The 25,137-nt window shown below is 72.4% G+C and carries 20 protein-coding genes; 15 read left to right on the forward strand and 5 right to left on the reverse strand.

Translation table 11 applies throughout. The features are described 5' to 3' along the window. Positions 1–595: 595 nt before the first annotated feature. Entirely contained in the window at positions 596–868 is a 273-nt protein-coding gene (locus tag ACGFIG_RS29585) for an SCO4848 family membrane protein (protein ID WP_393008487.1), read from the reverse strand. An 831-nt stretch (positions 869–1,699) separates the two neighbouring features. Between ACGFIG_RS29585 and ACGFIG_RS29590 the strand changes: the two genes are divergently transcribed. The 12 genes from ACGFIG_RS29590 to fxsT all read left to right on the forward strand — a co-directional run bounded on the left by ACGFIG_RS29590 (position 1,700) and on the right by fxsT (position 15,475). After that, entirely contained in the window at positions 1,700–2,149 is a 450-nt protein-coding gene (locus tag ACGFIG_RS29590; RefSeq protein ID WP_393008582.1) for a PRC-barrel domain-containing protein, read from the forward strand. A gap of 41 nt (positions 2,150–2,190) precedes the next feature. Beyond that, entirely contained in the window at positions 2,191–2,367 is a 177-nt protein-coding gene (locus ACGFIG_RS29595) for a hypothetical protein (RefSeq protein ID WP_393008489.1), read from the forward strand. A gap of 85 nt (positions 2,368–2,452) precedes the next feature. Continuing rightward, a complete protein-coding gene (gene trpS, locus ACGFIG_RS29600) occupies positions 2,453–3,511 on the forward strand; it encodes a tryptophan--tRNA ligase (protein ID WP_393008491.1) in 1,059 nt (352 codons plus the stop codon). Between the two features lie 161 nt (positions 3,512–3,672). Beyond that, entirely contained in the window at positions 3,673–4,200 is a 528-nt protein-coding gene (locus ACGFIG_RS29605; protein ID WP_393008493.1) for a DUF6244 family protein, read from the forward strand. Between the two features lie 200 nt (positions 4,201–4,400). After that, on the forward strand, positions 4,401–4,823 hold the full coding sequence (locus tag ACGFIG_RS29610; RefSeq protein WP_393008584.1) for a hypothetical protein: 423 nt from the start codon (positions 4,401–4,403) through the stop codon (positions 4,821–4,823). A gap of 12 nt (positions 4,824–4,835) precedes the next feature. Next, positions 4,836–5,282, forward strand: a complete 447-nt coding sequence (locus ACGFIG_RS29615; protein ID WP_393008495.1) for a SitI3 family protein — start codon at positions 4,836–4,838, stop codon at positions 5,280–5,282. A gap of 59 nt (positions 5,283–5,341) precedes the next feature. Next, positions 5,342–6,244, forward strand: coding sequence for a DUF4231 domain-containing protein (locus ACGFIG_RS29620; protein WP_393008496.1), 903 nt, complete (start codon positions 5,342–5,344; stop codon positions 6,242–6,244). Between the two features lie 242 nt (positions 6,245–6,486). Next, entirely contained in the window at positions 6,487–8,832 is a 2,346-nt protein-coding gene (locus ACGFIG_RS29625; protein ID WP_393008586.1) for an FxsB family cyclophane-forming radical SAM/SPASM peptide maturase, read from the forward strand. Beyond that, positions 8,829–9,626 (forward strand): aminoglycoside N(3)-acetyltransferase, encoded by a 798-nt coding sequence (locus ACGFIG_RS29630; protein ID WP_393008588.1) that lies wholly within the window; start codon positions 8,829–8,831, stop codon positions 9,624–9,626. Before ACGFIG_RS29625 ends, ACGFIG_RS29630 begins: the two co-directional genes overlap by 4 nt. Positions 9,627–9,703: 77 nt before the next feature. Further along, on the forward strand, positions 9,704–10,381 hold the full coding sequence (locus tag ACGFIG_RS29635) for a TIR-like protein FxsC (RefSeq protein WP_393008497.1): 678 nt from the start codon (positions 9,704–9,706) through the stop codon (positions 10,379–10,381). Further along, positions 10,368–11,567 (forward strand): TIR-like protein FxsC, encoded by a 1,200-nt coding sequence (locus ACGFIG_RS29640; RefSeq protein ID WP_393008498.1) that lies wholly within the window; start codon positions 10,368–10,370, stop codon positions 11,565–11,567. The genes ACGFIG_RS29635 and ACGFIG_RS29640 overlap by 14 nt, the downstream gene beginning before the upstream one ends. Then, entirely contained in the window at positions 11,564–15,475 is a 3,912-nt protein-coding gene (gene fxsT / locus ACGFIG_RS29645) for an FxSxx-COOH system tetratricopeptide repeat protein (RefSeq protein ID WP_393008500.1), read from the forward strand. The genes ACGFIG_RS29640 and fxsT overlap by 4 nt, the downstream gene beginning before the upstream one ends. Here the strand turns inward: fxsT and ACGFIG_RS29650 are convergent. The 3 genes from ACGFIG_RS29650 to ACGFIG_RS29660 form a co-directional block, all read right to left on the reverse strand. Further along, on the reverse strand, positions 15,469–16,419 hold the full coding sequence (locus tag ACGFIG_RS29650; protein WP_393008502.1) for an alpha/beta fold hydrolase: 951 nt from the start codon (positions 16,417–16,419) through the stop codon (positions 15,469–15,471). The genes fxsT and ACGFIG_RS29650 overlap by 7 nt on opposite strands. Before the next feature lie 230 nt (positions 16,420–16,649). Beyond that, positions 16,650–17,417, reverse strand: a complete 768-nt coding sequence (locus ACGFIG_RS29655; protein WP_393008504.1) for an RluA family pseudouridine synthase — start codon at positions 17,415–17,417, stop codon at positions 16,650–16,652. A gap of 274 nt (positions 17,418–17,691) precedes the next feature. Beyond that, on the reverse strand, positions 17,692–18,186 hold the full coding sequence (locus ACGFIG_RS29660) for a pyridoxamine 5'-phosphate oxidase family protein (protein ID WP_393008506.1): 495 nt from the start codon (positions 18,184–18,186) through the stop codon (positions 17,692–17,694). A 190-nt stretch (positions 18,187–18,376) separates the two neighbouring features. Here ACGFIG_RS29660 and ACGFIG_RS29665 point away from each other — a divergent pair, with 190 nt between their 5' ends. The 3 genes from ACGFIG_RS29665 (at position 18,377) to ACGFIG_RS29675 (ending at position 24,779) form a co-directional block, all read left to right on the forward strand. Continuing rightward, on the forward strand, positions 18,377–20,245 hold the full coding sequence (locus ACGFIG_RS29665) for an ABC transporter ATP-binding protein (RefSeq protein WP_393008508.1): 1,869 nt from the start codon (positions 18,377–18,379) through the stop codon (positions 20,243–20,245). Between the two features lie 326 nt (positions 20,246–20,571). Continuing rightward, positions 20,572–23,694: an isoleucine--tRNA ligase gene (ileS, locus tag ACGFIG_RS29670; RefSeq protein WP_393008510.1), complete on the forward strand. Its 3,123-nt coding sequence runs from the start codon at positions 20,572–20,574 to the stop codon at positions 23,692–23,694. Positions 23,695–23,843: 149 nt separating this feature from the next. Next, positions 23,844–24,779 (forward strand): hypothetical protein, encoded by a 936-nt coding sequence (locus tag ACGFIG_RS29675; protein WP_393008512.1) that lies wholly within the window; start codon positions 23,844–23,846, stop codon positions 24,777–24,779. Positions 24,780–24,815: 36 nt separating this feature from the next. On the opposite strand, the gene ACGFIG_RS29680 is transcribed toward ACGFIG_RS29675, so the two are convergent. Continuing rightward, positions 24,816–25,097 carry a hypothetical protein gene (locus ACGFIG_RS29680; RefSeq protein WP_393008514.1) on the reverse strand — a complete coding sequence of 94 codons (282 nt, stop codon included), beginning with the start codon at positions 25,095–25,097 and terminating at the stop codon, positions 24,816–24,818. Positions 25,098–25,137 lie beyond the last annotated feature (40 nt).

Genomic DNA, 25,137 nt, shown 5'->3' on the forward strand with positions numbered 1-25,137 from the left:
AGTCCGGGGTATAAACAATTTGGCACTGGCTTATCAAGCACCCTGTTGAGTTCTCAAAGAACAACCACACACCGCCCGGAAACCCCACACCGTGGGGCCCCGGCCCGGGGCATTTCGTTCGCTGCCCCGCTGCTCTCGCGGCCGGGCACTTTTACTACGTTACCTCACCGTCTCCGCCGTGTCAAACCGTTTGTGCCGGTCTGTCGTGCTTCGTACGGGTTGGCACCGATGAACGCGCAGCGGCGTACCGCTGTGCTTGATGATCGGATTTGGCAGACCGGCCGCTCTGCGGTCTCCCGCGAGCTCGCCCGGTTCCCTGCCGGCCGTGAACCTTACCCGGTCGGTCCCGCTGCGCCAAATCCGCCTCGCGGCACATCTGGCGAGCCCCGCCCGGGGGCCGCGTCGTCCAGGATGTCGACCCTGTCCGACCCGGCGCCAGTCCGGCCCGGAGCTTCAGGACTTTCGTCCCGTTTGCCCCGTTCCGCGCTGGCAGAGAGAAAGTTACGCGTCTGCGGGTTTGAACGTCAAATCCGGGGGTAGCGTCCCGGGTCACATCATTCCCGGTCGGCTATCTTGCCTGCTCAGCGCGCCTGCCTCAGCTGGCCTGGTCCGCGCCAGGCAGTTGGCGACGGCGGGCCGCCCGCCAGCCCCGGACGCCAAGCACGCCGACGGTGGTGCCGATGGCCAGGGACGCCGCGATCAGCAGGGCGTGGATCCAGAGGAAGCCGGTGGCCGGAAACTCGCCCACCGTGCCGGTGGCCCAGGACCGCGGGTCCTTCCAGATGGCGATGGCGAACCTCGGCCAGATCACCCAGGTCCAGATTCCCACCCCGGCGAGGAAGAGCGCCCAGCCGCGCGACAGCACCATGGCTGCCGAGTATGCCAGCGCGATCCGTTCGGGAGGCCCGCATCATCGCGGGCCTCCCGAACCGCTTCGTCAGAGTCAGAAGCAGGTGCCGATGCCGCCGATCGCGGGGTTCGCCCGGTCGTGGTAGTGGATCGTCCCGCTCTGGTCGGCCATGAACCCGCCCAGATGACGCAACCGCCCTTGACGTACGCCCGGGTTGGCCCGGCCGCCCAGAGCCTGTCGCCGTCGTCTGCATGAGTGGGCAGGTGCTGGGCGGCGAGGTAGACCTGGGTGCGGGTCAGCGTGCCCAGATAGGCGGACTTGACGGTGACGGTGCAGCCGTAGCCGAGCAGCGGGTTGTGCAACAGGTAGACGGTGCCGAGCCGTACGCCGGTCTCCGCGTGCCGGATCGGGTCCTGGTCCAGGACCACGTAGCCCAGCCCGCAGAGCGACTGCGGCGTGACCGGGTTGACGACGACCGCCTGCGCGCTGGCCCCGGCCCCGGCGACGAGTCCGAGCGCGACGGCGAGCACGACCCCGAGTCGGCGAATGGTGCGGTACATTCATGTCCCCTTTTTTCTTCCTGTCGGTCGGTTGCGGGCCCAGAATGGCCGGCTCCCGATGACGGAGCGAATGTGCCGGGTGGACACTCCGCATCCGCGCCGAATGTGCGGCGCCCATTTCCCATCGCCCCGACCTGCGGCGCAGCCGTCCCGTTCATCGACGGACGACGAATATGACGTACTTCGCACCATGACATTTCAGTGAACCGATAATTGCGATGCTGTTTCCCCCGGGTGTGGGTGGGGCACTGGATACCGGGACCGCCGCAGACCGTCATCGGAGGTGACCGTGCAGCCATCCACGTTCAATCCCTGGGACTGGCGTGACCCGTCCGCCCTCGCCGGCGGGTACTCCGGGGCCAACCCCGGCTCCGCACCCCCGGACGGGCCGGAGCCCGGCAGCGACGGACCGGACGCCCCCGGCCCCGGCACCCCGCTCGACCTGGTCGGCTACCAGGTGGAGGCCACCGACGGGCGGATCGGCTCGGTCGACGAGGCCAACGACGACACCGACGCCCGCTGGCTGGTGGTGGACACCGGCCCGTGGATCTTCGGCCGCAAGGTCCTGCTGCCCGCCGGCACGGTGACGCGGGTGGACCACCTGGACCGCGCGGTGCACGTGGACCGTACCCGTGAGCAGGTCAAGGAGTCCCCGGCCTTCGACCCGGACGCGTACGGCGAGCCCGGCTACCGGGAGCAGGTCGGCGACTACTACCGGGAGACCTACCGGCAGGGCTGAGCGCGGGCACGGGAAGCGGTCGGACCGGTTACGGTGGGGGCATGGTCCGGCCGATCAGCTACGCGCCGGAGGCCGTCGACCGGATCGACGGCCTCCCGCTCGGCGTCGTGACCATCTCTCCGACCCGCTCCGGTGACGGCCGCGAGCGGATGATCGACGTACTTCGTGCCGGTGGACTGCGGTTCCGCGACGGCGCGCGATGGCGTTCGACTCGCTGAGTCGACCCTGACCGACCCGGAAGACACCCGTGGTCGGCGCGTGCCCGCGCACATCTCGTCCACCAGGCACGAAAGGCGTACCACCATGTCCGTTGCACGGATGCTCACCGGGGACCGCCCCACCGGGCGGCTGCACCTCGGCCACTACGTCGGCAGCATCGCCAACCGCGTACGGCTGCACCAGCGCTACGAGAGCTTCTTCATCATCGCCGACCTGCACATGCTCACCACGCGGAACACCCGCGAGGACATCGAGCGGGTCGCGGCCAACGCCCGGGAGATGGTCACCGACATCCTGGCCGCCGGCGTCGATCCGGCGCGTGCCACCTTCTACCTCCAGTCGGCCATCCCGGAGGTCGGCGACCTGAACACCCTCTTCCAGAACCTGGTCACGGTGCCCCGGCTGGAACGCGTGCCCTCGCTCAAGGACATGGCCCGCGACGCCGGCAAGGAGGAGATGCCGTACGGCCTGCTCGGGTACCCGGTGCTCCAGGCCGCCGACATCCTCTGCGTGAAGGGGCAGGTCGTCCCGGTCGGCAAGGACAACGCGGCGCACGTGGAGGTGACCCGGGAGATCGCCCGGCGCTTCAACCACCTCTACGGGGAGGTGTTCCCCGTGCCGGAGATGATCGCGTCCGACACGCCGACCCTGGTCGGCACGGACGGCCAAGCGAAGATGAGCAAGAGCCTGGGCAACGCGATCGCGCTCTCCGCCGACCCGGCGACGGTGCGTCGCGCGGTGCTGGGCATGTTCACCGACCCCAACCGGATCCGCGCCGACGTACCCGGCACCGTCGAGGGGAACCCGGTCTTCGCGTACCACGACATCTTCAACCCCGACCGGGCGCAGGTCGACGACCTCAAGGAGCGTTACCGGGCCGGGCGGGTCGGCGACGTGGAGGTGAAGGAGAAACTGGTCGACGCGCTCAACCGGTTCCTGGATCCCATCCGGGAACGCCGGGCCCGGATCGAGGCCGAGCCCGGACTGGTCGACCAGCTGATCTTCGAGGGCACGGAACGGACCCGCCACGAGGTGCGGCAGACGCTCGTCGAGGTCCGCCGGGCGATGGGTCTGACCAGCGCGTACACGCAGGTGCGTCGCCGGGCCGAGCGGCACCGCAAGGCCACCGCCACGCCGGCCTGAGCGGGCGTACGACCGGAGTGGGCGCCGCGGGAGGCGGGCCGCGTGATGGCGTCGGAGGCCGCCCGACGCGGCCCTGCCCCACCCCAATCACCTGGCGGGCCCCGGGCACATGTCGCTAGTTTCTCGGGTGTCCCATCGTCGTCGATCGGGGAGTCGGCCGCGTGTCGCACATCGAGAAGATCACCGGGGAACTGCGCGCGTTGGCGACCGGCGTCGACAGGGCGCAGGCCCTGGCGTCCGCCGCTGACAGCCAGGCGCAGGAGGTGGCCCTGCGCGCGGCCGGCGCCGGCTTCGCCGCCGTGGCGGCGGGGCTGACGCGCGTACGTGACGGCATCTCGACCATCCGCGGCGGCCTGGGCAGCCTCGCGACCACCATCGGCGAGGCCACGAAGACCACCGCGGCCGTCCCGCAGGAAGCCAGCCCGCACGAGACGATCACCGGCCTGGCACCCGTGCAGAACGCGTGCGACGGCATCCGCGACAGCGCCGCCGCCACCATCGCCCAGGTACGCCAGACACGACAGCTCGTCACCACCGTCCTGCACGGCGGCCAACCCGGCCCTCTCGTGCAGTCCCTGGAGAGCATCACGCAGGTCCTGACGGCGGTCGCCCAACGCACCACCGGCGCCCGGCAGGCGGTCGAGACGGCGATCGCCGAGGCCCGCCAGCTGGGGTCGGCGGGAAACTGAGCGGGGCTGGCGGCGACACACCGACCAGCCCCGGCACGGCAGCGCCCGCCCCCACCACCTCCTCGGGGGACACCGCCGACACCACCGGCCACGATTCCGGGGACGCGGAGTCCATCCGCGACCCCACGGGCGGCCACGCACCCTGGACCAGGCCGGCGACCGGACCCCCTGGCGACACACCGACCGGACCACGCACCCGGATCGCACGCAAGGAGAGGCCGACGGAACGCCGCAGCCTGGAACTGGAGAACGAGACCGCCGACACGCTCGCCTACAAGGGCTACCGGGTGCACCAGAACCCCACGAAGCAGGAAGTCGCGACGGCCAAGCTGAACGCCGGTGACGTCGTCGACCCGGAAAGGTCGCCGGATTACGTCGTCGAAGGACTCGTCTTCGATTGCTACGCTCCCGGTCCCACCACCTCGGTCCGCGCCATCGGCAGCGCGGTCACCAGGAAGGTCGCGGACGCCCAGACGCAGCGCGTGGTGGTGAATCTCCAGGACTGGAGGGGAGACCTCGCCGCCCTGCGGAAACAGTTCGACGACTGGCCCGTGCCGGCGTTGAAGGAACTGGTGGTAATCACACGGAACGGCACGTTCGTTGAGATCGTCCGGCGGGACTGAGGAGACCGAACAATGTCCATCACCTACCGACTGACGCTCGCTGGCGACGTCCCACTGGAACTGGTGGCCGGACTCGTCGCCCCAGGTGCCGCCGAGACACCGACGCCGGCCGGCAACCGCCTGCTCAGCGCCAATCTGAACGACGCGAGCGGATTCGTCGTCAGCATCACGTCGGGCAGGCACGGCTACTACGAGGCGGAGGCGGACGGGGCTGTGTGGGCGTGGGAGCCGGAGGCCTACGTCGACATCGGCTTCCACATGCGCAAGGACACGCTGGCCGAGAAGGGCAGGCCGCACATGCTGCGGGCCGTGGGCCGGGTGCTAACCGACCGGTCCGAGGACGCGGCGCTGGTGCTCAACGACAACTGGCTGATGCTCACCCGGGTCGACGGCGTGATCCGCCGGCACAACGAGGCCGACTGGTACGACGAGGCGTACGACGGCTTCCTGCCACGCTGACCACCGCCCGGCGGCCTCGGATCCCCGTGGCACGGGCGCGGCCGTCCTACCATTCGGTCGTGGCGAACTTCGATGTCCGGTCAGCGGTCGCGACGGTCTGGCAGCGGCAGGCCGCCTGGTCCTGGGCGTCCGGCGAGGCCAAGCGCGCGATCATCCGTGCGCGCCTGACCGTCGCCGCGCTCACCGTGGGAGCCGCCGTGTGCGGCACCCTCGCCGACCAGCTCGGGCACGCCCATCCCGGCGTGGGGCGGGCGCTCGCGATCGTCGCGGCGGCGGCGCTGCTCGTGGTGCCGCTGGCCGCCCGGTGGTCCTCCCGCGACGCCGTGCACGCGTGGACCCGGCTCCGCTCGGTCTCCGAGGCGCTGAAGGCGGACACCTACCGCTACCTGGCCGGGGTCGCTCCCTTCGCCGGCGCGGACCGGGACGCCGTGCTGCTCGGCCGGTTCGACGCGCTCATGGACGACGCCGGTGACCTGGTCGGCCGCACCCTGGACGCGCCACCGGTCGCCCGGCAGCTGCCGGCGGTCTCCGACGTGCCCACGTACCTGACGGAACGGGTGCAACGGCAGATCGACGGGTACTACCTGCCGGCGGCCCGCCGGATGGCCCACGCGGCGAGGCGGGTCCGGTACGCGGCGACGGGGCTCACGATCGTCGCCGCGCTGGTCTCCGCGACGGTCGGGGTGCTCGGCGACAACTTCGGGCTGACCGCCTGGATCGGTGTCGCGGCGGCCGTGACCACGGCGCTGGTCGGCTACGGCTCGGCCCAGCAGTACGAGCACCACCAGATCGAGTACGCCCGCACCGCCGACCAGCTGACCCGGCTGCGTACCACCCGCGAGGCCGGGCTGGGCTGGGCCGACGACGACGCGTTCGTCGCCGAGGCGGAGCGGATCATCTCGCTGTCCAACGAGGGCTGGATGGCGAGAGTCGTCGAGCAGGATGGCGCTGCGCAGCCGTGACATCACAGGTTGTGCCATATAGCATCGTCGATAGTCGTCGTTGACCGTCGCGTGGGCGGCCGTCCGTCCACTCCCGACTCCATCTGGGGGAACCGACGTGGATCGCACCGTACGCCAGCCCGATCCGACTCCGCCGCCACTGGACGACCTCCGGCGCACCCCGCTCGGCCGGATCCCGCTCGACCGGGCCCGCTCCGTCGCCCGCGTGACCAGCCGCAGGGAGGATCGCCCGGCCCGTGTCGATGTCGCGGCCTTCATCTCTGCGATCTGAGCCAGCCGGGCCGGACAGCCGGCCGCCAGCTCAGGTCGCCCCGCTGACCCAGTACGTGCTCAAGCTGGTCAGCCGCTGCGACCTCGCCTGCGACCACTGCTACGTCTACGAACACCCCGACCAGTCCTGGCGGCGCCAGCCCCGGATGATGTCCCCCGCCACCGTGCGGGCCGCCGCGGAGCGGATCGCGGAGCACGCGGCGGCGCACCGACTCGACGTCCTACGGGTGGTCCTGCACGGCGGTGAGCCCCTGCTCGCCGGCCCCGCCCGGCTCGACGCCACCGCCACCACCCTGCGGCGCGTCATCGGCCCGGTGGCCCGCCTCGACCTGCGGATGCAGTCCAACGGCGTGCTGCTCACACCGACGATCTGCGACGTGCTGGTCGCCCACGACGTCAAGGTGGGGATCTCGCTCGACGGCGACCGCGCCGCCAACGACCGGCACCGCCGCCACGCCAACGGGGCGAGCAGCCACCACCAGGTGCTGCGGGCACTGTCACTGCTGCGCAGCCCCGCCTACCGCACCAGCTACGCGGGCATCCTCTGCACCGTCGACCTCGCCAACGACCCGATCCGCGTCTACGAGGCGCTGCTGGCCGAGGAGCCGCCGCACATCGACTTCCTGCTTCCCCACGCCAACTGGGACAGCCCGCCCGGCCGGCCCGACGGCCACCCCACGCCGTACGCCGACTGGCTGCTGGCCGTCCACGAGCGCTGGCTGGCCGACGGGCGCCCGGTGCCGATCCGCCTGCTGGAGTCCCTGCTCGCCAGCGCGTCCGGGCACGGCAGCCGCAGCGAGGCGGTCGGGCTCGGCCCGGCGGACCTGGTCGTCGTCGAGACCGACGGCAGCTTCGAGCAGGTCGACACGCTCAAGTCCGCCTTCGACGGCGCCGCCGCCACCGGCCTGGACGTCTTCCGCCACCGGGTGGACGACGCCGCGGCCCACCCGGGGATCGCCGTACGACAGACCGGGCTCGCCGGCCTCTGCGACGCCTGCCGCGCATGCCCGGTGGTCGGGCACTGCGGCGGCGGGCTCTACACCCACCGTTACCGTGCCCGCAACGGCTTCGACAACCCGTCCGTCTACTGTCCGGACCTGCTGAAGCTCGTCCGGGTGGTGACGGCGGCACCGGTCGCCGACGGGCCCGCCCAGCCCACCGACTCGCTCAGCCCGCGCGTCCTCGACGACCTCGCCTCCGGTCCGGGCACGGCGGGCTCGGCGGCGCAGCTCGCCGCCGTCCACCTGGCGCTGGTACGCGCCCTGCTGGTCACGCTCAGCGAGCGGGCCGCCGGCGACCCGGTGGCGGCCGACGGGTGGCGGCTGCTGGTCCACCTGGACGACGCGCACCCCGACGCCGTGGGTGCCGTGCTGACCCACCCGTTCGTGCGCCGCTGGGTCCGGCGGTGCCGGGACGGGGCGGCCGAGCTGTCCTACCTGGCCTGCGTGGCGGCCGCCGCCGCCGTCCGGGCCCGGGTGCGGGTGGACCTGCCCGTCCCGGTGCGCGACGGACTGGTCAGCCTCCCGACGCTCGGCGCGCTCGCCGTCGGCTTCGAGCGGGGCGTCGTCCGGCTCGGCACCGACGACGGCGACATCCGGCTCGCCGACCGGCGGATCACGGCCGACCCCGGCCACGGCGGCGACCCGGCCCGCGAGGACGGGTCGGACGGCTGGCTGCCGGTGCGTGCCGTCCGACCCGGCGGGGACCGGCTGCTGCTGGAGGACACCGACCCGCACCGGGACTGCTTCGACCTGCCGGTGCAACCGCGCCTGTCCGGCGCCGCCGCGCTCGGATGGACGCGGCAGTTGGATCAGGCGGTGCGGCGGATCGACACCGAGGCCACCGACTACGCGGCGGGGATCCGCACGCTGCTGCGGGCGGTCGTGCCACTGCGCGCGGAGCCGACCGGCCGGTTCCGCAGTGCCGCCGCCGGCGTCGCCTTCGGCGCGGTGGCCGTCACGCCCGTGCCCGACGACGCGACCCTCGCCGTGCTGCTGGTGCACGAGGTGCAGCACCTCAAGCTCAGCGCGGTGCTGGACGTCTGCGACCTGTTCGACCGCGCCGACACCCGTACGCTGCGCGTGCCGTGGCGAGACGATCCCCGCCCGGTGGAGGGCGTGCTGCACGGCGTCTACGCCCACCTGGCCGTCGCCGACGTGTGGCGCCGCCGCCCCGGACCGGCCGCCGAGGGCCACTTCCGGCGCTACCGGGCCTGGACGGAGGGGGCCCTCGACGCCCTGCTCGGCCTCGACGCCCTGACCGCCACCGGCGAGCGGTTCGTACAGGGGATGCGCGCCACGGTGGACGGGTGGGAGTGACCACCGGCCTGCTGCGGCGGGACACGCTGACGGCGGACCTGCGCGCGCTGGGCCTGCCGCCGGGGGCCACGGTGCTGGTGCACTGCGCCCTGTCCCGGGTCGGTCGGCTGGCGGGCGGCCCGGCCGCGCTGCTGGCCGCCCTGCGGGACGTGCTGGGCGGCGCGGGCACGGTGGTCGTACCGGCGCAGACGGCCGGCAACTCCACCACGTCGCGGGCGTTCCGGCTGGCGACCGCCGGCATGGGCGCCGCCGAGGTCGCGGCGGCGGAGGCGGCCATCGTGCCGTTCGACCCGCGGCGCAGCCCGGCGGAGGGCATGGGGGTCTTCGCCGAACACGTACGCCGGCAGCCTGGCACGTCCCGGAGCCGGCACCCGCAGACCTCCTTCGCGGCCCTCGGCCCCGACGCGGTACGGCTGACCGCCGTCCACGACCTCGACTGCCACCTCGGTGAACGGTCTCCCCTGGGTGCGCTCTACGCCGCCGACGCCGTGGTGCTCCTGCTCGGCGTCGACTGGTCCGTCTGCACGGCGTTCCACCTGGCCGAGTACCGGCTGCGCCGGCTGCCGGCCGACCGGGCGTACCGCTGCTACGTGCGCGACGGCGCCGGGCGGCGGGTCCGGCGCGACTTCCGGGCCCCGGATCTGCACGACACCGACTTCCCCCTGATCGGCCGGGCCCTGGCGGCCACCGGTGCGGTACGGCGCGGGCGCGTCGGCGGTGCCGACTGCCGGCTCACGGGTCTCCGGGTGGCCGTCGACTTCGCCCGGGGATGGATGGATGAACACCGGCAGTGACGGAGGGGGCAGCGCAGGGTTGGCCCCGGTCGATAATGTGGACGGCTGGGAGTCGCTGCACCGGTCGGGAGCCCTAGGTGGCAGAGGAAAAGTTCTGGGAGGACGAGAGCGCCCCCGTGTTCTTCCTCAGCTATGCCCACAAGAAGAACCAGGTCGCGGCACCCCGGGACACCAACCAGAAGGTCTTCCAGCTCTTCGTCGACCTGTCCGACCATGTCGTCGAGCTGCTCGGCCTCGGCCCGGGGCGGACGGCCGGTTTCATGGACCGGCTGCTCGACGGCGGGCAGGTGTGGACCGACGACCTCGCCTTCGCCGCCGGGCACTGCCAGGTCTTCATTCCGTTGATCTCCACCCACTACCTCAACAGCGCCTGGTGCGCCCGGGAGTGGGACGCGTTCACCCGTCGGACGGTCCTGACCCGGCCGGGTGCCGACCCGTCCGCGGGGGAGACGCCGGTCATCCCGGTCAACTGGTCCCAGGTGGAGCGTCGGCGGCTGCCGGAGGCCGTGTCGCGGCGGCAGATGTTCACCCCCACCCGGCTGCCTCCGGAGATCGCCCCGCAATACCACGAAGAGGGCATCTACGGTCTGCTGAGCCTCGGCGAGACCGGCAGGGCCGCCTACGACGCGGTGGTCTGGCGGCTGGCGCAGCGCATCGCCCGGGCGTACCAGACGCACTGGGTGCAGGCCCAGGTCCCGACCGACGTGCGGCAGCTGCGCACCACGTTCGAGGAGGGCGGCCATGACGTGGCCTGACCCCGCCCCGCCCCGCGCGCCCCGCCGGGAGACCTACTTCTTCCTCAGCTACGCACACTCGGTGCCACTGTCGGCCGCTGTCCGGCCGGACACCGACTACTGGGTCAACCGGTTCTTCAACGACCTGGCCACCGCCGTCCGGCACGCCGCCACGAGGGGCGTCGACCTCGACGCCGGCTTCTTCGACGGCCAGGTCAGCCCCGGGGCCGACCTCCGGCAGACGCTCACCGACGCACTCAGCCTCACGCACGTCTTCGTACCGCTGCACTCGCCGAACTACTTCCGCAACGCGTGGGCCCTGGGCGAACGCGAGTCGTTCCGCAGTCGACTCACCCGGCTCGCCCCGGCGCAGGCCGAGCGGCACCTGTTGCCGGTGCTGTGGCTGCCGCTGCCGTCGTGGGGCGACCAGCCGGAGACGACGCAGGCCCTCGACCTGGTCCGGCAGCCCGACGACCGCGCCGACTACGCCGAGAACGGACTGCGTGCCCTCTGCAAGCTCGGCGCCTACCACGACCAGTACCGGCGGATCCTCACGACGCTGGCGCAGCGGATCGTCACGGTGGCCGAGACGCAGCCGCTGGCCCGATCGCGGGCGGCCACGCTGTCCAGTCACCCGGTGCCCGACAGCGACGGCCCGGTGCTGGTGGTCACCGCCCTCACCGACCACGCGCAGTGGCGCCCGTACGCCGGGCAGCACGAACTGGCGGTGGCCGACTACGTGGCGGCGACCGCCGAGCGGCTCGGGCTGCCCACCCGCGTCGTCGGCCTGGCGACGGCCCGCGCCCTGGCACCGGGCTGCCCCACCGTCGTGCTGGTGGACGCCTCGGCCGGTGCCGCCGCCGCCCGCGCCGCGTTGGACGGCCTGCCGCGCTGGGCCGTCCCGTTGGTCATCGCCGCCGACCACGCGCGTGGCGAGTCCGCGCCCGAGGAGATCGCCGGTACGTTGCAGGACGCCGGGTTTCCCCGGGTACTGCCGGCACGCGCGATCGACGAGTTCGAGCGCTGCGCCCCGCTGCTGGTGACCGAGGCCCGCAAGCAGTTCCTCCGGCACGGCCCGGTGGACCCACCGGACGGCCCGGCCACCCCGAAGCCGAGCCTGCGGCCGTCCCACGGCCCGCCGGCGTCCGGGCCGGGCCTGCCGCCGCTGCGGCCGTTCGACACGACGCGAGGGAAGGACGAGCGATGACGCCATCGCGCGAAGGGCAGGTCGTCACCTTCTACTCCTACAAGGGCGGTACGGGCCGCACGATGGCACTGGCCAACACCGCGTGGATCCTCGCCGCGAACGGTCAACGGGTGCTCGTCGCCGACTGGGACCTGGAGTCTCCCGGCCTGCACCGGTTCTATGCCCCGTTCCTGGACCGGGAACAGGTCGCCACCACCGGGGGCGTCATGGACCTGATCCTGGACTACGAGTGGGAGAACGCCCGCCGGCGCGAGGAGACCGGCGCCGACCCCCGGCCCGGCGACTGGCACCGGGAGTTCGCCCGCGTCCACCGCTACGCGTTCTCGGTGGGCTGGGAGTTCCCGGGCGGCGGCAGCCTCGACCTGCTCCTGGCCGGCCGGCACAACCCCGACTACGCGACCAGCGTGACCGGCCTGAACTGGGACAACTTCTACAACCGCCTCGGCGGCGCGCAGTTCTTCGACGCGCTGCGCGAGGACATGAAGCGGCACTACGACTACGCGCTCATCGACAGCCGCACCGGGATCAGCGACGTCGCCGAGATCTGCACGATCCACCTGCCCGACGTCCTGGTCGACTGCTTCACCCTCAGCGACCAGGGCATCGACGGCGCCGCGGCGGTGGCCGCCCGGGTCCGTGACTACGAGGGACGTCGGGCCCGGCGGGTGCTGCCCGTGCCGATGCGCGTCGACGACGGGGAGAAGAGCAAGCGGGACGCCGGGCGGTCACTGGCCATGCAGAAGTTCGCCGGCCTGCCGGGCGGCATGACCGACAGCGAGCGGCAGGCCTACTGGCTCACCGTCGAGGTGCCCTACCGCGCGTACTACGCCTACGAGGAGACGCTGGCGACGTTCGGCGACGAGCCGGGCGGCCGCACCACGCTGCTGTCCGCGTACGAGACGTTGACGAGCCACATCACCAACGGCAGGATCACCGGCCTGCCCCGGATCGACGACCAGCTGCGCCGCCGTACCGTGCAGCGCTTCGAGCGCAAGCCGACGGTCGTGGACGAGCTGATCGTGCTGCGCCACGTGCCCGAGGACCAGGTCTGGGCAGAGTGGGCGCAGACCGTGTTGAACTCGGCGGACCTGCGGGTGGTCACCGCCCCGGTGGACGGGCCGGCACCCGAGCAGGCGGGCACGGCGTTCCGCGAGGTCCGGCTGGTCTCCCGCGCCTACCTGGCGGCCCAGCGCGCCCGCCCCGGCAGCGGCGGCGGGCGGGCCGCGTCGGGCTGGCTGGCCCTGCACGTCGACGACACCCCGCCCGTGCCGGACGTCCCGGTCGGCAGTTGGGCGGCGGTGCACGACCTCACCGCCGAGGACGCGGCGACCCACCTGTTGAAGCTGGTGGGGCGCACGGTGGGCACGGCCGGCCTGCGTCCCGCCCGCTTCCCCGGGGTGCGCGCCACGGTCTTCAACGCGCCGGCCCGCAACGCCCGCTTCACGGGGCGCGAGGATCTGCTGCGCCGGCTCCGGGAGGAGCTGCGGGCGTCGGGCGGCGGGGGCACCCCGGTCGCCCTGCGGGGCGGGCCCGGTCTGGGCAAGACGCAGCTCGCCATCGAGTACGCACACCGGTTCCGGGGCGCGTACGACATCATCTGGTGGGTGGCGGCCGACCCGCCGCAGTTCGTCGACGTGATCATGACGGAGCTCAGCGACGAGCTGGGTCTGCCGAGCCAGACGACGATCCCGGAGACCAACCGCGCCCTGCGGCAGCGGCTGAGCCAGACCGAGCGCCGGGCCGACGGCAGCGCGCCGCCGCACTGGCTGCTCGTCTTCGACAACGCCGACCAGTACGAGGACGTCCGGCCGTACCTGCCGCAGGGCAACGGGCACGTGCTGGTCACCACCCGCAACCCGGACTGGGGCGACCTGGCGCGGGCGGTGGACGTGGAGGCGTTCGACCGGGCGGAGAGCGTGGCACACCTGCGCGCCCGGCTGGGCGAGCACCTGATGAGCGCCGCCGAGGCCGAGCAGGTCGCCGACGCCGTGGAGAACGTGCCGATCTTCGTCGCGACGGTCGGGGCGTGGCTGGCCGACACCCGGACGCCGGTCGACGAATACCTGGCCCGGCTCCGCCGCACCGGCCTGGAGACGGAGGTCTGGGATCTCCCGTTGCAACGGCTGCGGGAGAGTTCGCCGGGGGCCTACCGGCTCCTCCAACTCGCCTCGGTGCTGGCCCCGGAGATCTCCCTCGACCTGCTCTACAGCGACCAGGTGGCCCAGGTCATCGCCCCGCACGACCCGGTGGTCGCCGACCGGGTCGCCGACCGGGTGTCCGAACGCGACATCGCGGCGGCGCTGGTGCAGCGGATGAACAAGCTCGCGCTGATCAAGCTGGACCCGCACGCCCACCGGGTGCAGGTGCACCGGCTGTTGCAGGCCGCCCTGCGCGCCCGCATGTCCGACGACGAGCTGGCCAAGGCCAAGCACGAGGTGCACCAGATCCTCGCCGGATCGCGTCCGCAGGGCGAGGTGGAGGATCCGGCGAACCGGCAGCGGTTCCGGATGCTCTGGCCGCACCTCGACGGCTCCGACGCGATCTCCTGCCGCGACGACAACGTCCGGCAGCTGGTCATCGACCGGATTCGCTACATCTACGTCAGCGGCGGCTACGAGCAGGGCGAGCGCTACGCGCGCGAGACCGAGACCGTCTGGTCGGGCCTGCTGGCGGAGCTGCCGCCGGACGGGCCGGCGCACCGCAAGCTGCGCGTGCAGCTGCTGCACCTGCGGTTCAACTGGGCGAACGTGCTGCGCAGCCTCGGGCGCTTCGAGGAGGCCCACCGGCTGGACGAGGAGACCCTGCGCGAGCAGGAGGAGCTGATCGGCGACAGCCACCCGCACACGCTGATGACCGCCGGTGGCTACGGGGCCGACCTGCGTACCCTCGGTCGCTACCAGGAGGCGTTGGAGCGCGACCTGCGGACGTACGGCGCCTCGGTCGAGGTCTTCGGCGAGGACCACCGGCGCACCCTCACGGCGGCGAACAACCTGGCCGCGTCCTACCGGCTGATGGGGATGTTCGACAAGGCCCTCGACGGCGACGAGGCCACCCACCGCCGGCTGCGCGTCGTCCTCGGCCCGGAGCACCCCAACACGCTGGCGTCGGCCAACAACCTCGCGCGTGACCTGCGGGAGACCGGCGACTACGAGGGCTCCGTGGCGCTGCTGCGCGAGGTGGTGACGGGCTACCGGAACCTCTACGGCGAGCACTCCCGTGACCTGCTCACCGCGCAGGCCAACCTGGCCGTCTCGCTGCGCAGCACCGGGGAGATCGCCGAGGCGACCCAACTGCTCGACGAGACCCACCAGCGGCTGCTGGCCGCCCTCGGGCCGGTCAGCCCGGACACCCTGTTCAGCCATCTCAGCCGGACGGCCAACCTGATGCTGCTGGGGCAGAGCGCGCAGGCCCTGACGGAACTGGGCGAGGTCGAGCAGCAGTTCGTCCGGGTGTTCGGCGCCGAGCACCCGTACTCGCTGGTGTGCCGGATCAACCTGGGCGTGGCCCTGTGGGACGCCGGCGACACCGGCACCGGCCGCTCCCTCACCGACGAGACGACGCGGACGATGCTCACGACGCTCGGCGACCGGCACCCGTTCGCCATGGCCGCCGCCAACAACGTCGCGGTCTTCACGATCCTCGCCGGGGAGACGGAGAAGGGGCGTGACCGGCTGCGTGCCGTGGTGGACCAGCTCACCGAGGTGCTGGGGGCCAACCACCCGGACACGCTGCGCAGTCGGGGCAACCTGGAGACGGCCCAGCAGGCGTTGTCCGGCGGGCGGGTGAGCATCGGCCGGATGCGGATCGCCGACCGGCTCGCGAACCGGATCGGGCAGCACCACCCCAGCGTGGTGGTGCTACGCGACGGGCGGTACGTGCGCCGGGTGCTCGACCCGCATCCCTACTGACCGGGCCGAGCGCCGATCAGCAGGTCGGCGTCGAGCGCCGCGGCGGGGTCGACGAGCCAGCGCAGGATGCGCGGCAGCTCCTCGACCGCGTCGAAGTGCGCCGCCCCGGGCCGTACCTCCATCTCGGCGCCGGGAATCTGCGCGGCCAGCCAACGGCCGTGGCTGACCGGGGCGAAGTTGTCGTCGGCGCCGTGCCACAGCCGCACGGGCGTCGCCGAGGTGTCGATCGCCCCGAGGTCGAACGCCCACGGACGGCGGAACGCCAGCACGTCGTCGATCCACCCGTACGGGCCGGAGCGCAGCGCCTCCGCGTAGGTGTCGGTGATGAGCCGGCGCAGCGCCGGATCGTTGACCGCCCGACGGTCCGCCGTGCTCATCTCCGTCCGCAGGTCGGACAGCAGCAGCCGCGGGTCGGCGGCGGCCCGCTCGGCGCGCTGGCGGATCTCCTCGACGACGGCGGCCGTGTCGGGGCTGCCGACGCCGAACCCGCGGACGTTGCCGGTGTTCATGCCGCCGACCCAGTCCAGCTCGATGGCGTTCCACGGGGCGAGACTGACCAGCACCGCCACCCGGGTCACCCGGCCGCGCAGGCGGGCGTCGGCCGCGCAGGCGAGGGCGTGCGGGCCGCCGCCGGAGCGCCCGACGACCGCGAACTCCTCCACGCCCAGGTGGTCGGCGATCGCCTCGACGTCGCTGGCGGCGTCGGCGACGTCGCGGTTCTCCCGACGGTCGGAGTCGCCGTAGCCGGGCCGGTCGTAGGCGATCAGCCGGACGCCCATGCGGTAGAGGACGATGCCGCGGGGCTTCGGGCCGCGCCGGCTGCCGGGCGTTCCGTGGAGCAGGAAGACGGGGAAGCCGTCGGGCGCGCCGGTCACCTCGTACGCCACGCGTCGGTTGTCCTCGCGTTCGGCGAAGTTGGCCCCTGGCTCGCCGTCTCGGGTCACTCCGTCCTGCCCTTCGGTGCCGCAACCAGCCAATACTCGCAACCCGGCATCGAGTGGAGGCGATATCCGGCAGCTCCACTCAGCAATCGAGCCTAATGGTCAAGCCCGCCGCGCCGCTATGCCGAGAAGGAACATGGGGCCGGATCTGTCTGAAACGACACCTACCGCGCACCTGAGCTGGAACTTCCGGCGAACGCGCGCGACCGGGCACCCGGCGGGGGGCGCGCCGGTCAGCCGGCGAGCGCCTCGAGGGCGTCGTCGAGTCGGGGCTTGCGGCCGTCGGCGAAGGCGTCGAGGAACTCCTCGCCGGGCGGGGCCCAGAACCGGGTACGCGGCTCGTCCCGCCAGTCGCAGGTGATCTCGCAGCCCCAGGAGTGCAGGTACGTCCGCTGCTCCGCCTGCCCCCGGTGGAACAGCGGGTCACCGACGATCGGGAAGCCCAGCCACGCCAGGTGGACGCGGATCTGGTGGCGCCGCCCGGTGACCGGCTTGAGCGCCAGCAGCGTACGGTCGCCGCTGACCAGCGCCGTGGCGAACTCGGTACGCGACTCGTAGGACGGCTTGGACCGGTCGACGGCCGACTCCGGCAGCTCGAAGCGGCGGCGGTCGGCGTCGTAGCGGATGGCCTCGCGTTCTCCCGCGATCCGGATGGTGCCCTTGCGACCCGGCCGCAGCGGCAGGTCGATGGTGCCCCGGTCGGGCAGCCGTGCCCCCTCGACCCAGGCGAGGTAGCGCTTGTCCGCGCCCCGGTCGGCGAACTGCCGGGTCAGCGACGCGTGCGCCGACGGCGTCCTGGCCAGCAGCAGCAGCCCGGAGGTGACCTTGTCGATGCGGTGCACCCAGTGCACCGGCTCCCCGGCGGCGGCGGCCAGGTCGGTCAGGGAGTCGGCGTGCCGCTCACCCATCACGGAGATGCCCGGCGGCTTGTCGAGGACGAGCAGTTGGTCGTCCTCGTAGACGGGCCGGCGCCGAAGCTCCGACCAACTGAAGGTGGTCATCATCGCCTCGGCTCTCGACTGTCCTGAGCTGCTCCGGGTCGCCGTCGGCCGCGCTCGGGGCAGCGGTGACGAGCGGAGCGGGGTCCGCACCGGTCAGGTGGGCCGGTCCGGCGAGGATATCAACCCGACGACCGCGCCTCCCAGGGTCGACCGGCGCCCCGGGCTGCTTCGCCGCCACCGTGCGCGGCCGCCCTCCGCGGCCGACGCTGGCCGCCGCCGCATCTCGCCACCGCGCCCAGCCGGGGTGCCCGGCCGACGCGCCGGACCGCTCTCGTCAGTCGAACCTCCAGCGGGTGGCGCTGAAGCCGGATCCCTTGTCCATGCCGACCACCTTGGCCGGGGTCACCCGGAAGACGACGTACGGCGACGGACCGATCCCGTCGCCGTCGATCCCGCCGTCGACCGGGGTCACCTCCCAGCCGTACTTCTTCCCGTAGGCCTCGGCGACGCGCCGCAGCGTCGCCGGGTCGCTGATCCGCGACGCCGTGCCCTCGATCGACAGGTCCAGTTCGGGGCTGCCGACGGTCAGGACGCAGTGCGGGTTGGCGGCGAGGTTGCCGACCTTGTGGGCGGACCCGCTGGAGCAGAAGTACATGCCGTCGTCGAGCCACATGGCCAGCAACGGCACGGCGTGCGGTCGGCCGTCCGGACGGACGGTGGACAGGAAGAACTCTCCCGCCTCCGTCAGCCGCTCGTGCGCCCGCGACCAGGGCATCGGCTCGGCTCCTTCGCTGGCGAAGGACGGTTCCGCGACCGGCTCACGGTTCACGACGGGTTCCTCTCGAACGACGACGGCGTGACGGGTGCAGCACGCAGGGTATCGCCAGGCGGCCCTGTCCGCGAGCGGGCAACCCCGCGGCGCACGGCGTGTCGGAAGGTGCCCACCGCCGCCCGCGTCCCGGTGCCCGCACGGGGAAACGGCTTGACCTCAACCTCGCTCCAGGTCCTAGGTTCGCCGCATGAGCATGGAAGTCACCGCCTGGATGTCCCTGCACCACGCGATGCACCAGCGCGACCAGCGGCCCTTCTCCAGGGCGACCCTCAAGCGGATCGGCGGCTTCGCCCGCCCGCACCGCCGCCTGCTCGGGTGGTTCCTGGCGGGCAGCGTCGTGGCGGCGGTGCTGACCGTGGCCGCGCCGGTGCTGGCCGGGCGGGTGGTCGACGCCATCGTGTCCGGCACCGACACCTCGACGGTGGTACGGCTGGCCGTGGCGATCGCCGTGATCGCGCTCGCCGAGGCCGGCCTCGGACTGCTCACCCGTTACCTCTCGGCGCGGATCGGCGAGGGCCTGATCGTCGACCTGCGGACCGCCGTCTTCGACCACGTGCAGCGGATGCCCGTCGCGTTCTTCACGCGTACCCGCACCGGCGCCCTGGTCTCGCGGCTCAACAACGACGTGATCGGGGCGCAGCAGGCGTTCAGCGACACGCTCTCGGGCGTGGTCGGCAACGCGGTGACGCTGCTCCTCACGCTCGCGGTGATGCTGACCTTCTCCTGGCAGATCACGCTGCTGGCGCTGTTGCTGCTGCCCGTCTTCGTGCTGCCCGCCCGCCGGATGGGCCGCCGGCTGGCCCGCCTCGAACGGGAGGCCGCCGACCTGAACGCGGCGATGAGCACCCGGATGACCGAGAAGTTCTCCGCGCCCGGCGCCACCCTGGTCAAGCTCTACGGGCGGCCGGCGGAGGAGTCGGCCGAGTTCGCCGTCCGCGCCCGGCGCGTGCGCGACATCGGCGTCCGTACCGCCATGTTGCAGACCGTCTTCATCACGGCCCTCACGGTGGTCGGTTCCCTCGCGCTGGCCCTGGTGTACGGCCTGGGCGGCGTGTACACCATCCGGGGGCAGCTCGACGCCGGCGCGGTGGTCGCGCTCGCCCTGCTGCTGTCCCGCCTGTACGCGCCGCTGACCTCGCTCGCCAGCGCGCGGGTGGAGATCATGAGCGCGCTGGTCAGCTTCGAGCGGGTCTTCGAGATCCTGGACCTCAAGCCGATGATCGAGGACAGGCCGGACGCCCGGCCGCTGCCCGACGGGCCGGTGGCGGTCGAGTTCGACGACGTGCGCTTCGGCTACCCGTCGGCGGAGAAGGTCTCCCTGGCCTCGCTGGAGGACGTCGCGAAGCTCGACACCCGTGGCGGCGAGGAGGTGCTGCACGGGATCTCGTTCCACGCCGAGCCCGGGCAGATGGTCGCCCTGGTCGGCTCGTCGGGCGCCGGCAAGTCCACCATCGCGCAACTGCTGCCCCGGCTGTACGACGTCGAGGCGGGCGCCGTCCGCCTCTCCGGGCGGGACGTGCGGGACCTGACCGGCGACTCGATCCGGGACGCCCTCGGGGTGGTCACCCAGGACGGCCACCTGCTGCACGACACGATCCGCGCCAACCTGCTCTACGCCCGGCCGGACGCGGGCGAGGACGAGCTGTGGGACGTGCTGCACCGGGCGCGGTTGGCCGACCTGATCCGTTCGCTGCCCGACGGCCTGGAGACGGTCGTGGGCGAGCGGGGGTACCGCCTCTCCGGGGGCGAACGCCAGCGGCTCACCATCGCCCGGCTGCTGCTCTCGCGCCCGCGTGTGGTGATCCTCGACGAGGCCACGGCGCACCTCGACTCGACGTCCGAGGCGGCGGTGCAGGCGGCGCTTGCCGAGGCGCTGACCGGGCGGACCAGCGTGGTGATCGCGCACCGGCTCTCCACGATCCGCTCCGCCGACCAGATCCTCGTGCTGGAGCAGGGCCGGATCGTGGAACGCGGCCGGCACCCCGACCTGCTGGCCCGGGGCGGCCGGTACGCCGAGCTGTACCGCACCCAGTTCGACCAGCCGGTGCCGGCCTGACGAACCGGGTGGCGGGGGCGGTTCCGGGCCGCCGTACCCGAGTCGGTCCGGCCGGCCCGCGGGTGGGCTAACATGGCGGCGCAAGGCGCAGATGGGGACGAGTACCGTCGCACGCAGCCGCGAGCGACTCGGGGATGGTGGAAGCCCGAGGGCGTTGCGCGGCGGGAAGATCACCCCGGAGCCGTCGGAGGAAAGGCCAACCGGCCGAGTAGAACCGACCGCAGCCCAAACGAGCGGGCCGCAACGCGGCCAAGGAGGGTGGTACCGCGGGGCCGTACGGCCTCGTCCCTCCGCCGGAGCATCAACAGACGCCCGACGGAGGAGCGATGTACCGCAGCGTACCGACCCAGGTGGATCTGCCCGAACTCGATCGCGAGATCCTGCACTTCTGGCACGCCAACAGCATCTTCGCGCGCAGTCTGGAGCAGTCCAGCGGCCGCCCGGAGTGGGTGTTCTACGAGGGGCCGCCGACCGCCAACGGCATGCCCGGCGCCCACCACATCGAGGCCCGGGTCTTCAAGGACCTCTTCCCCCGCTACAAGACCATGAAGGGCTTCCACGTCGCGCGGAAGGCGGGCTGGGACTGCCACGGCCTGCCGGTGGAACTCGCCGTCGAGAAGGAGCTCGGCTTCACCGGCAAGCAGGACATCGAGCGGTACGGCATCGCCGAGTTCAACGCCCGCTGCCGTGAGTCGGTCACCCGGCACACCGACGCCTTCGCCCAGCTCACCGAACGGATGGGCTACTGGGTCGACATGGACGCCGCGTACCGCACGATGGACCCGGAGTACATCGAGTCCGTCTGGTGGTCGCTGAAGCAGATCTTCGACAAGGGCCTGCTGGTGGAGGACTTCCGGGTCGCGCCGTGGTGCCCCCGGGACGAGACCGGCCTCTCCGACCACGAACTCGCCCAGGGCTACGAGACCGTCGTCGACCCGTCGGTGTTCGTCCGCTTCCCGCTCGTCTCCGGGCCGCTGGCCGGTCGCGCGTCGCTGCTGGCCTGGACCACCACGCCGTGGACCCTGGTGTCGAACGTCGCGGTGGCCGTGCACCCCGACGTGACGTACGTGGTGGCGACCGACGGCGACGAGCAGCTGGTGGTGGCCGAGCCGCTGCTGGCCCAGGTGCTCGGTGACGGCTGGGACCTCACCGGCGAGTCGTTCAAGGGCGCGGAGCTCGAACGGTGGCGGTACCAGCCGCCGTTCGACCTGGTCGACGTGCCCGACGCGCACATCGTGGTGCTGGCCTCCTACGTGACCACGGACAGCGGCTCGGGTCTGGTCCACCAGGCCCCGGCCTTCGGCGCCGACGACCTCGCGAGCTGCCGGGCGTACGGGCTGCCCATGGTCAACCCGGTGCGCCCCGACGGCCGGTTCGAGGCGGACCTGCCCCTGGTCGGCGGGCTCTTCTTCAAGGAGGCCGACGGGCCGCTCGTCGACGACCTGACCGCCCGTGGGCTGCTCTTCCGCAACGTCCCGTACGAGCACAGCTACCCGCACTGCTGGCGCTGCCACACCGCGCTGATCTACTACGCCCAGCCCTCCTGGTACGTCCGCACGACCGAGGTGCGGGACGCGCTGCTGCGCGAGAACGACCGCACCACCTGGCACCCCGCCACGGTCAAGTACGGCCGGTACGGCGACTGGCTGAACAACAACGTCGACTGGGCGCTGTCCCGGCGTCGCTACTGGGGCACCCCGCTGCCGATCTGGCGGTGCGAGGAGGGGCACCTGACCTGCGTCGGCTCGCTGGCCGAGCTGAGCGAGCTGACCGGCTCGGACGTGACCGGGCTCGACCCCCACCGGCCGTTCATCGACGAGGTCACCTTCGCCTGTCACTGCGGCACCACCGCCCGGCGGGTCCCCGAGGTCATCGACGCCTGGTACGACTCCGGCTCGATGCCGTTCGCCCAGTACGGCTACCCGTACAAGAACGTCGAGCTCTTCGAGAGCCGGTACCCGGCACAGTTCATCTGTGAGGCCATCGACCAGACGCGTGGCTGGTTCTACACCCTGATGGCCGTGGGCACGCTCGTCTTCGACCGGTCGTCGTACGAGAACGTCGTCTGCCTGGGGCACATCCTGGCCGAGGACGGCCGGAAGATGTCCAAGCACCTCGGCAACATCCTCGAACCGGTCCCGCTGATGGAGCAGCACGGCGCGGACGCGGTGCGCTGGTTCATGGCGGCCGTCGGCTCGCCGTGGTCGGCCCGGCGGGTCGGGCACACCGCGCTGCAGGAGGTGGTGCGGAAGGTCCTGCTCACCTACTGGAACACCGTGGCGTTCCAGGCCCTGTACGGCCGTACCGCCGGCTGGTCGCCGTCCGAGACCGACCCGGCCCCGGCGGACCGGCCGGTGCTGGACCGCTGGCTGCTCTCCGAGGTGAACCTGCTGGTCCGGGCGGTCGACGACGCGCTGGCCGCGTTCGACACCCACCAGGCGGGGCGGCTGCTGGCCGCGTTCGTCGACGACCTCTCCAACTGGTACGTGCGGCGCAGCCGGCGGCGGTTCTGGCGGGGCGACCCGGCTGCCCTGGCCACCCTGCACGAGGTGCTCGGCACCGTCACCCTGCTGCTGGCCCCGCTCACGCCGTTCATCACCGAGCGGGTCTGGCAGGACATGATCGTGCCGGTCACCCCGGACGCCCCGCCGTCGGTGCACCTGGCGTCGTACCCGGTCGCGGACGAGTCGCTGATCGACCCGGCGCTGTCGCGGCAGATGGCGCTCGCGCGTCGGCTCGTCGAGCTGGGCCGGGCGGCACGGGCCGACTCGGGAATGAAGGTCCGGCAGCCGCTGTCCCGGGCGCTGGCCTCGGCGCAGGGCTTCGAGGAACTGCCCGCCGACCTGCTGGCCGAGATCGCCGCCGAGCTGAACATCGGGTCGGTCGACGCGGTGGGCGACGCCGGCCGCTCGCTGGTGGACACCACGGCCAAGGCCAACTTCCGGGCCCTCGGCAAGCGGTTCGGCAAGGCCGTACAGCAGGTGGCCAAGGCGATCGCGGCGGCGGACGCGGCGGCGCTGCGGGACTCCCTGCGCGAGTCGGGCACGGCGACGGTGCTGGTCGGCGACGAGCCGGTCACCCTCGCGCCGGACGAGGTCGTCGTCGTCGAGACGCCCCGCGAGGGCTGGGCTGTGGCCAGCGACGCCGGCGCCACCGTGGCGCTGGACCTGCACCTGACGCCCGAGCTGCGCCGGGCCGGGGTGGCCCGGGACGCGATCCGGCAGATCCAGGAGGCCCGCAAGGCCTCCGGGCTGGAGGTGACCGACCGGATCGCGCTGCGGTACACCACCACGCGGGAGGAGACGGCCCTGGCGCTCGCGGAGCACCGCGACCTGGTGGCCGACGAGGTGCTGGCCAGCGACTGCGCCGAGGGGGAGCCGTCCTGGCCGGACCCCCGCCCGTTCACCGACGAGTCGGCCGGCCTCACCTTCTGGCTCCGCCGGGTCTGACGGTCGGAAGTTCCCGGCCGGGGGCCGGCACCCGCCTCAGGTGGGTGCCGGCCCCCGGTCTCGTGTGGAGACGTGAAACGTACGCCGGTTCGCGTCCGATTGGTGACTTGACCATGACGCTCCGCGATCGCCTCGCCTAGCGTCACGGAATGCAGCCGAACGAGGCATCCCCCGCACCGGCCCAGCTACCGGCTCCGCACCCGCATCAGGCGCTGACCGCGCGGCTGGCGTACCTGTGCGCGACCCATCAGGTGCTCGCCGACGTGGTGGGAGCCATCGACACCGCCCGCGGCACGCCGCTGACCGTCACACTTCTCGACACGCCCGTCGGCAGCGACTACCTGCCCACCATGAACACCATCGTCCTGTCCACGAAGTACGCCGCACCGGGGCTCGCCAACGTCGCCGACAAGCTGATCCTGTACCGGTCGGCCACGGCGTTCGAACGCCTCGGCGTGAACGCGAGCGACGCGGAGGCACTTCAGACGTACAACGGGCGGCAGCAAGGGCTGTGGCGGTTGGCGAACCCGGCACAGGACCGGCCGCCCGCGGACGTGTACCGCTTCTATCACGGCACCAACCGGTGCAACTACTACGGCGGCGGCATCCAGGCCACGGGCCTGACCCCGAGCAAGGCCGGCAGCGCCATCGGCTGCAAGCGCTGGGAGAAGCACGACATCGCCAGCGAGAGCAAGGACCAGGGCTGGAACACCGTCACCCTCGACTTCGAGCTGGCGTTGTCCTATGCCCGGCAGCACACCGAGTGGGCCATGGGGATGAAACGCAACGAGCCCACCCTGCGCGACGTCGCCGACGAGGGTGGCCTCGTCCTCGCCTTCGACCTGCTGAAGGCGACCGTCGACGGCAACGACCAGTGGCGCCAGGACAAGAGCGGCAACCCGAACAACTTCCAGACCAGGGCAGCGGTACCGGCGGGGCACATCCGCGTGGTGGAGGAGCTGGGCATCCCAGGGCCCCTGACGGCCGTCGCGCCACCTCCGGTCGTCACCCGTACGCCGGTGGCCAAGGCGGACCCACCGCCGGCCACCGGCCGGCGACGCGTCTATCCCCCGACCGGTTTCTGAAGGGGCGTGACCTCAAACTCCAGGGGACGAACACCGCTACGCCACCACGTCGTAGATGTGGTTGACCGACCCGGACAACATCGGAAACGACGGCGGTTGGACGGACGCCGACGGCAAGCTCACCGCTGACCAGACATCGTCTGCCGTCATCGCCAACGTCGGCTGCGCCATCCCGCTGATCACCCTGACCGTGTTCATCGTCGTCGACATGTGGAGCGTGCCGCGCGCGTACAGCATCGACCACGACCGGTCCAGCATCCGTGGTGGCAGGTACCAGCCGGCCACTGGAGCAGCCGTCATCACAAAAGCCAGAACCACTGCGCCCTCTCGATCGTTAGACCGCCAGGCGGCTCCTCCG

The sequence above is a fragment of the Micromonospora sp. NPDC049048 genome (assembly GCF_043197615.1).
Taxonomy (GTDB): domain Bacteria; phylum Actinomycetota; class Actinomycetes; order Mycobacteriales; family Micromonosporaceae; genus Micromonospora.

Excerpts from the sequence above, each read along its gene's own strand:
- ileS (WP_393008510.1), top strand. The coding sequence starts at position 20,572 with ATGTACCGCAGCGTACCGACCCAGGTGGATCTGCCCGAACTCGATCGC.
- ACGFIG_RS29640 (WP_393008498.1), top strand. The coding sequence starts at position 10,368 with ATGACGTGGCCTGACCCCGCCCCGCCCCGCGCGCCCCGCCGGGAGACC.
- ACGFIG_RS29615 (WP_393008495.1), top strand. The coding sequence starts at position 4,836 with ATGTCCATCACCTACCGACTGACGCTCGCTGGCGACGTCCCACTGGAA.
- ACGFIG_RS29585 (WP_393008487.1), bottom strand. The coding sequence starts at position 868 with ATGGTGCTGTCGCGCGGCTGGGCGCTCTTCCTCGCCGGGGTGGGAATC.
- fxsT (WP_393008500.1), top strand. The coding sequence starts at position 11,564 with ATGACGCCATCGCGCGAAGGGCAGGTCGTCACCTTCTACTCCTACAAG.
- trpS (WP_393008491.1), top strand. The coding sequence starts at position 2,453 with ATGTCCGTTGCACGGATGCTCACCGGGGACCGCCCCACCGGGCGGCTG.
- ACGFIG_RS29655 (WP_393008504.1), bottom strand. The coding sequence starts at position 17,417 with ATGACCACCTTCAGTTGGTCGGAGCTTCGGCGCCGGCCCGTCTACGAG.
- ACGFIG_RS29665 (WP_393008508.1), top strand. The coding sequence starts at position 18,377 with ATGAGCATGGAAGTCACCGCCTGGATGTCCCTGCACCACGCGATGCAC.
- ACGFIG_RS29625 (WP_393008586.1), top strand. The coding sequence starts at position 6,487 with ATGTCGCGGCCTTCATCTCTGCGATCTGAGCCAGCCGGGCCGGACAGC.
- ACGFIG_RS29675 (WP_393008512.1), top strand. The coding sequence starts at position 23,844 with ATGCAGCCGAACGAGGCATCCCCCGCACCGGCCCAGCTACCGGCTCCG.
- ACGFIG_RS29595 (WP_393008489.1), top strand. The coding sequence starts at position 2,191 with ATGGTCCGGCCGATCAGCTACGCGCCGGAGGCCGTCGACCGGATCGAC.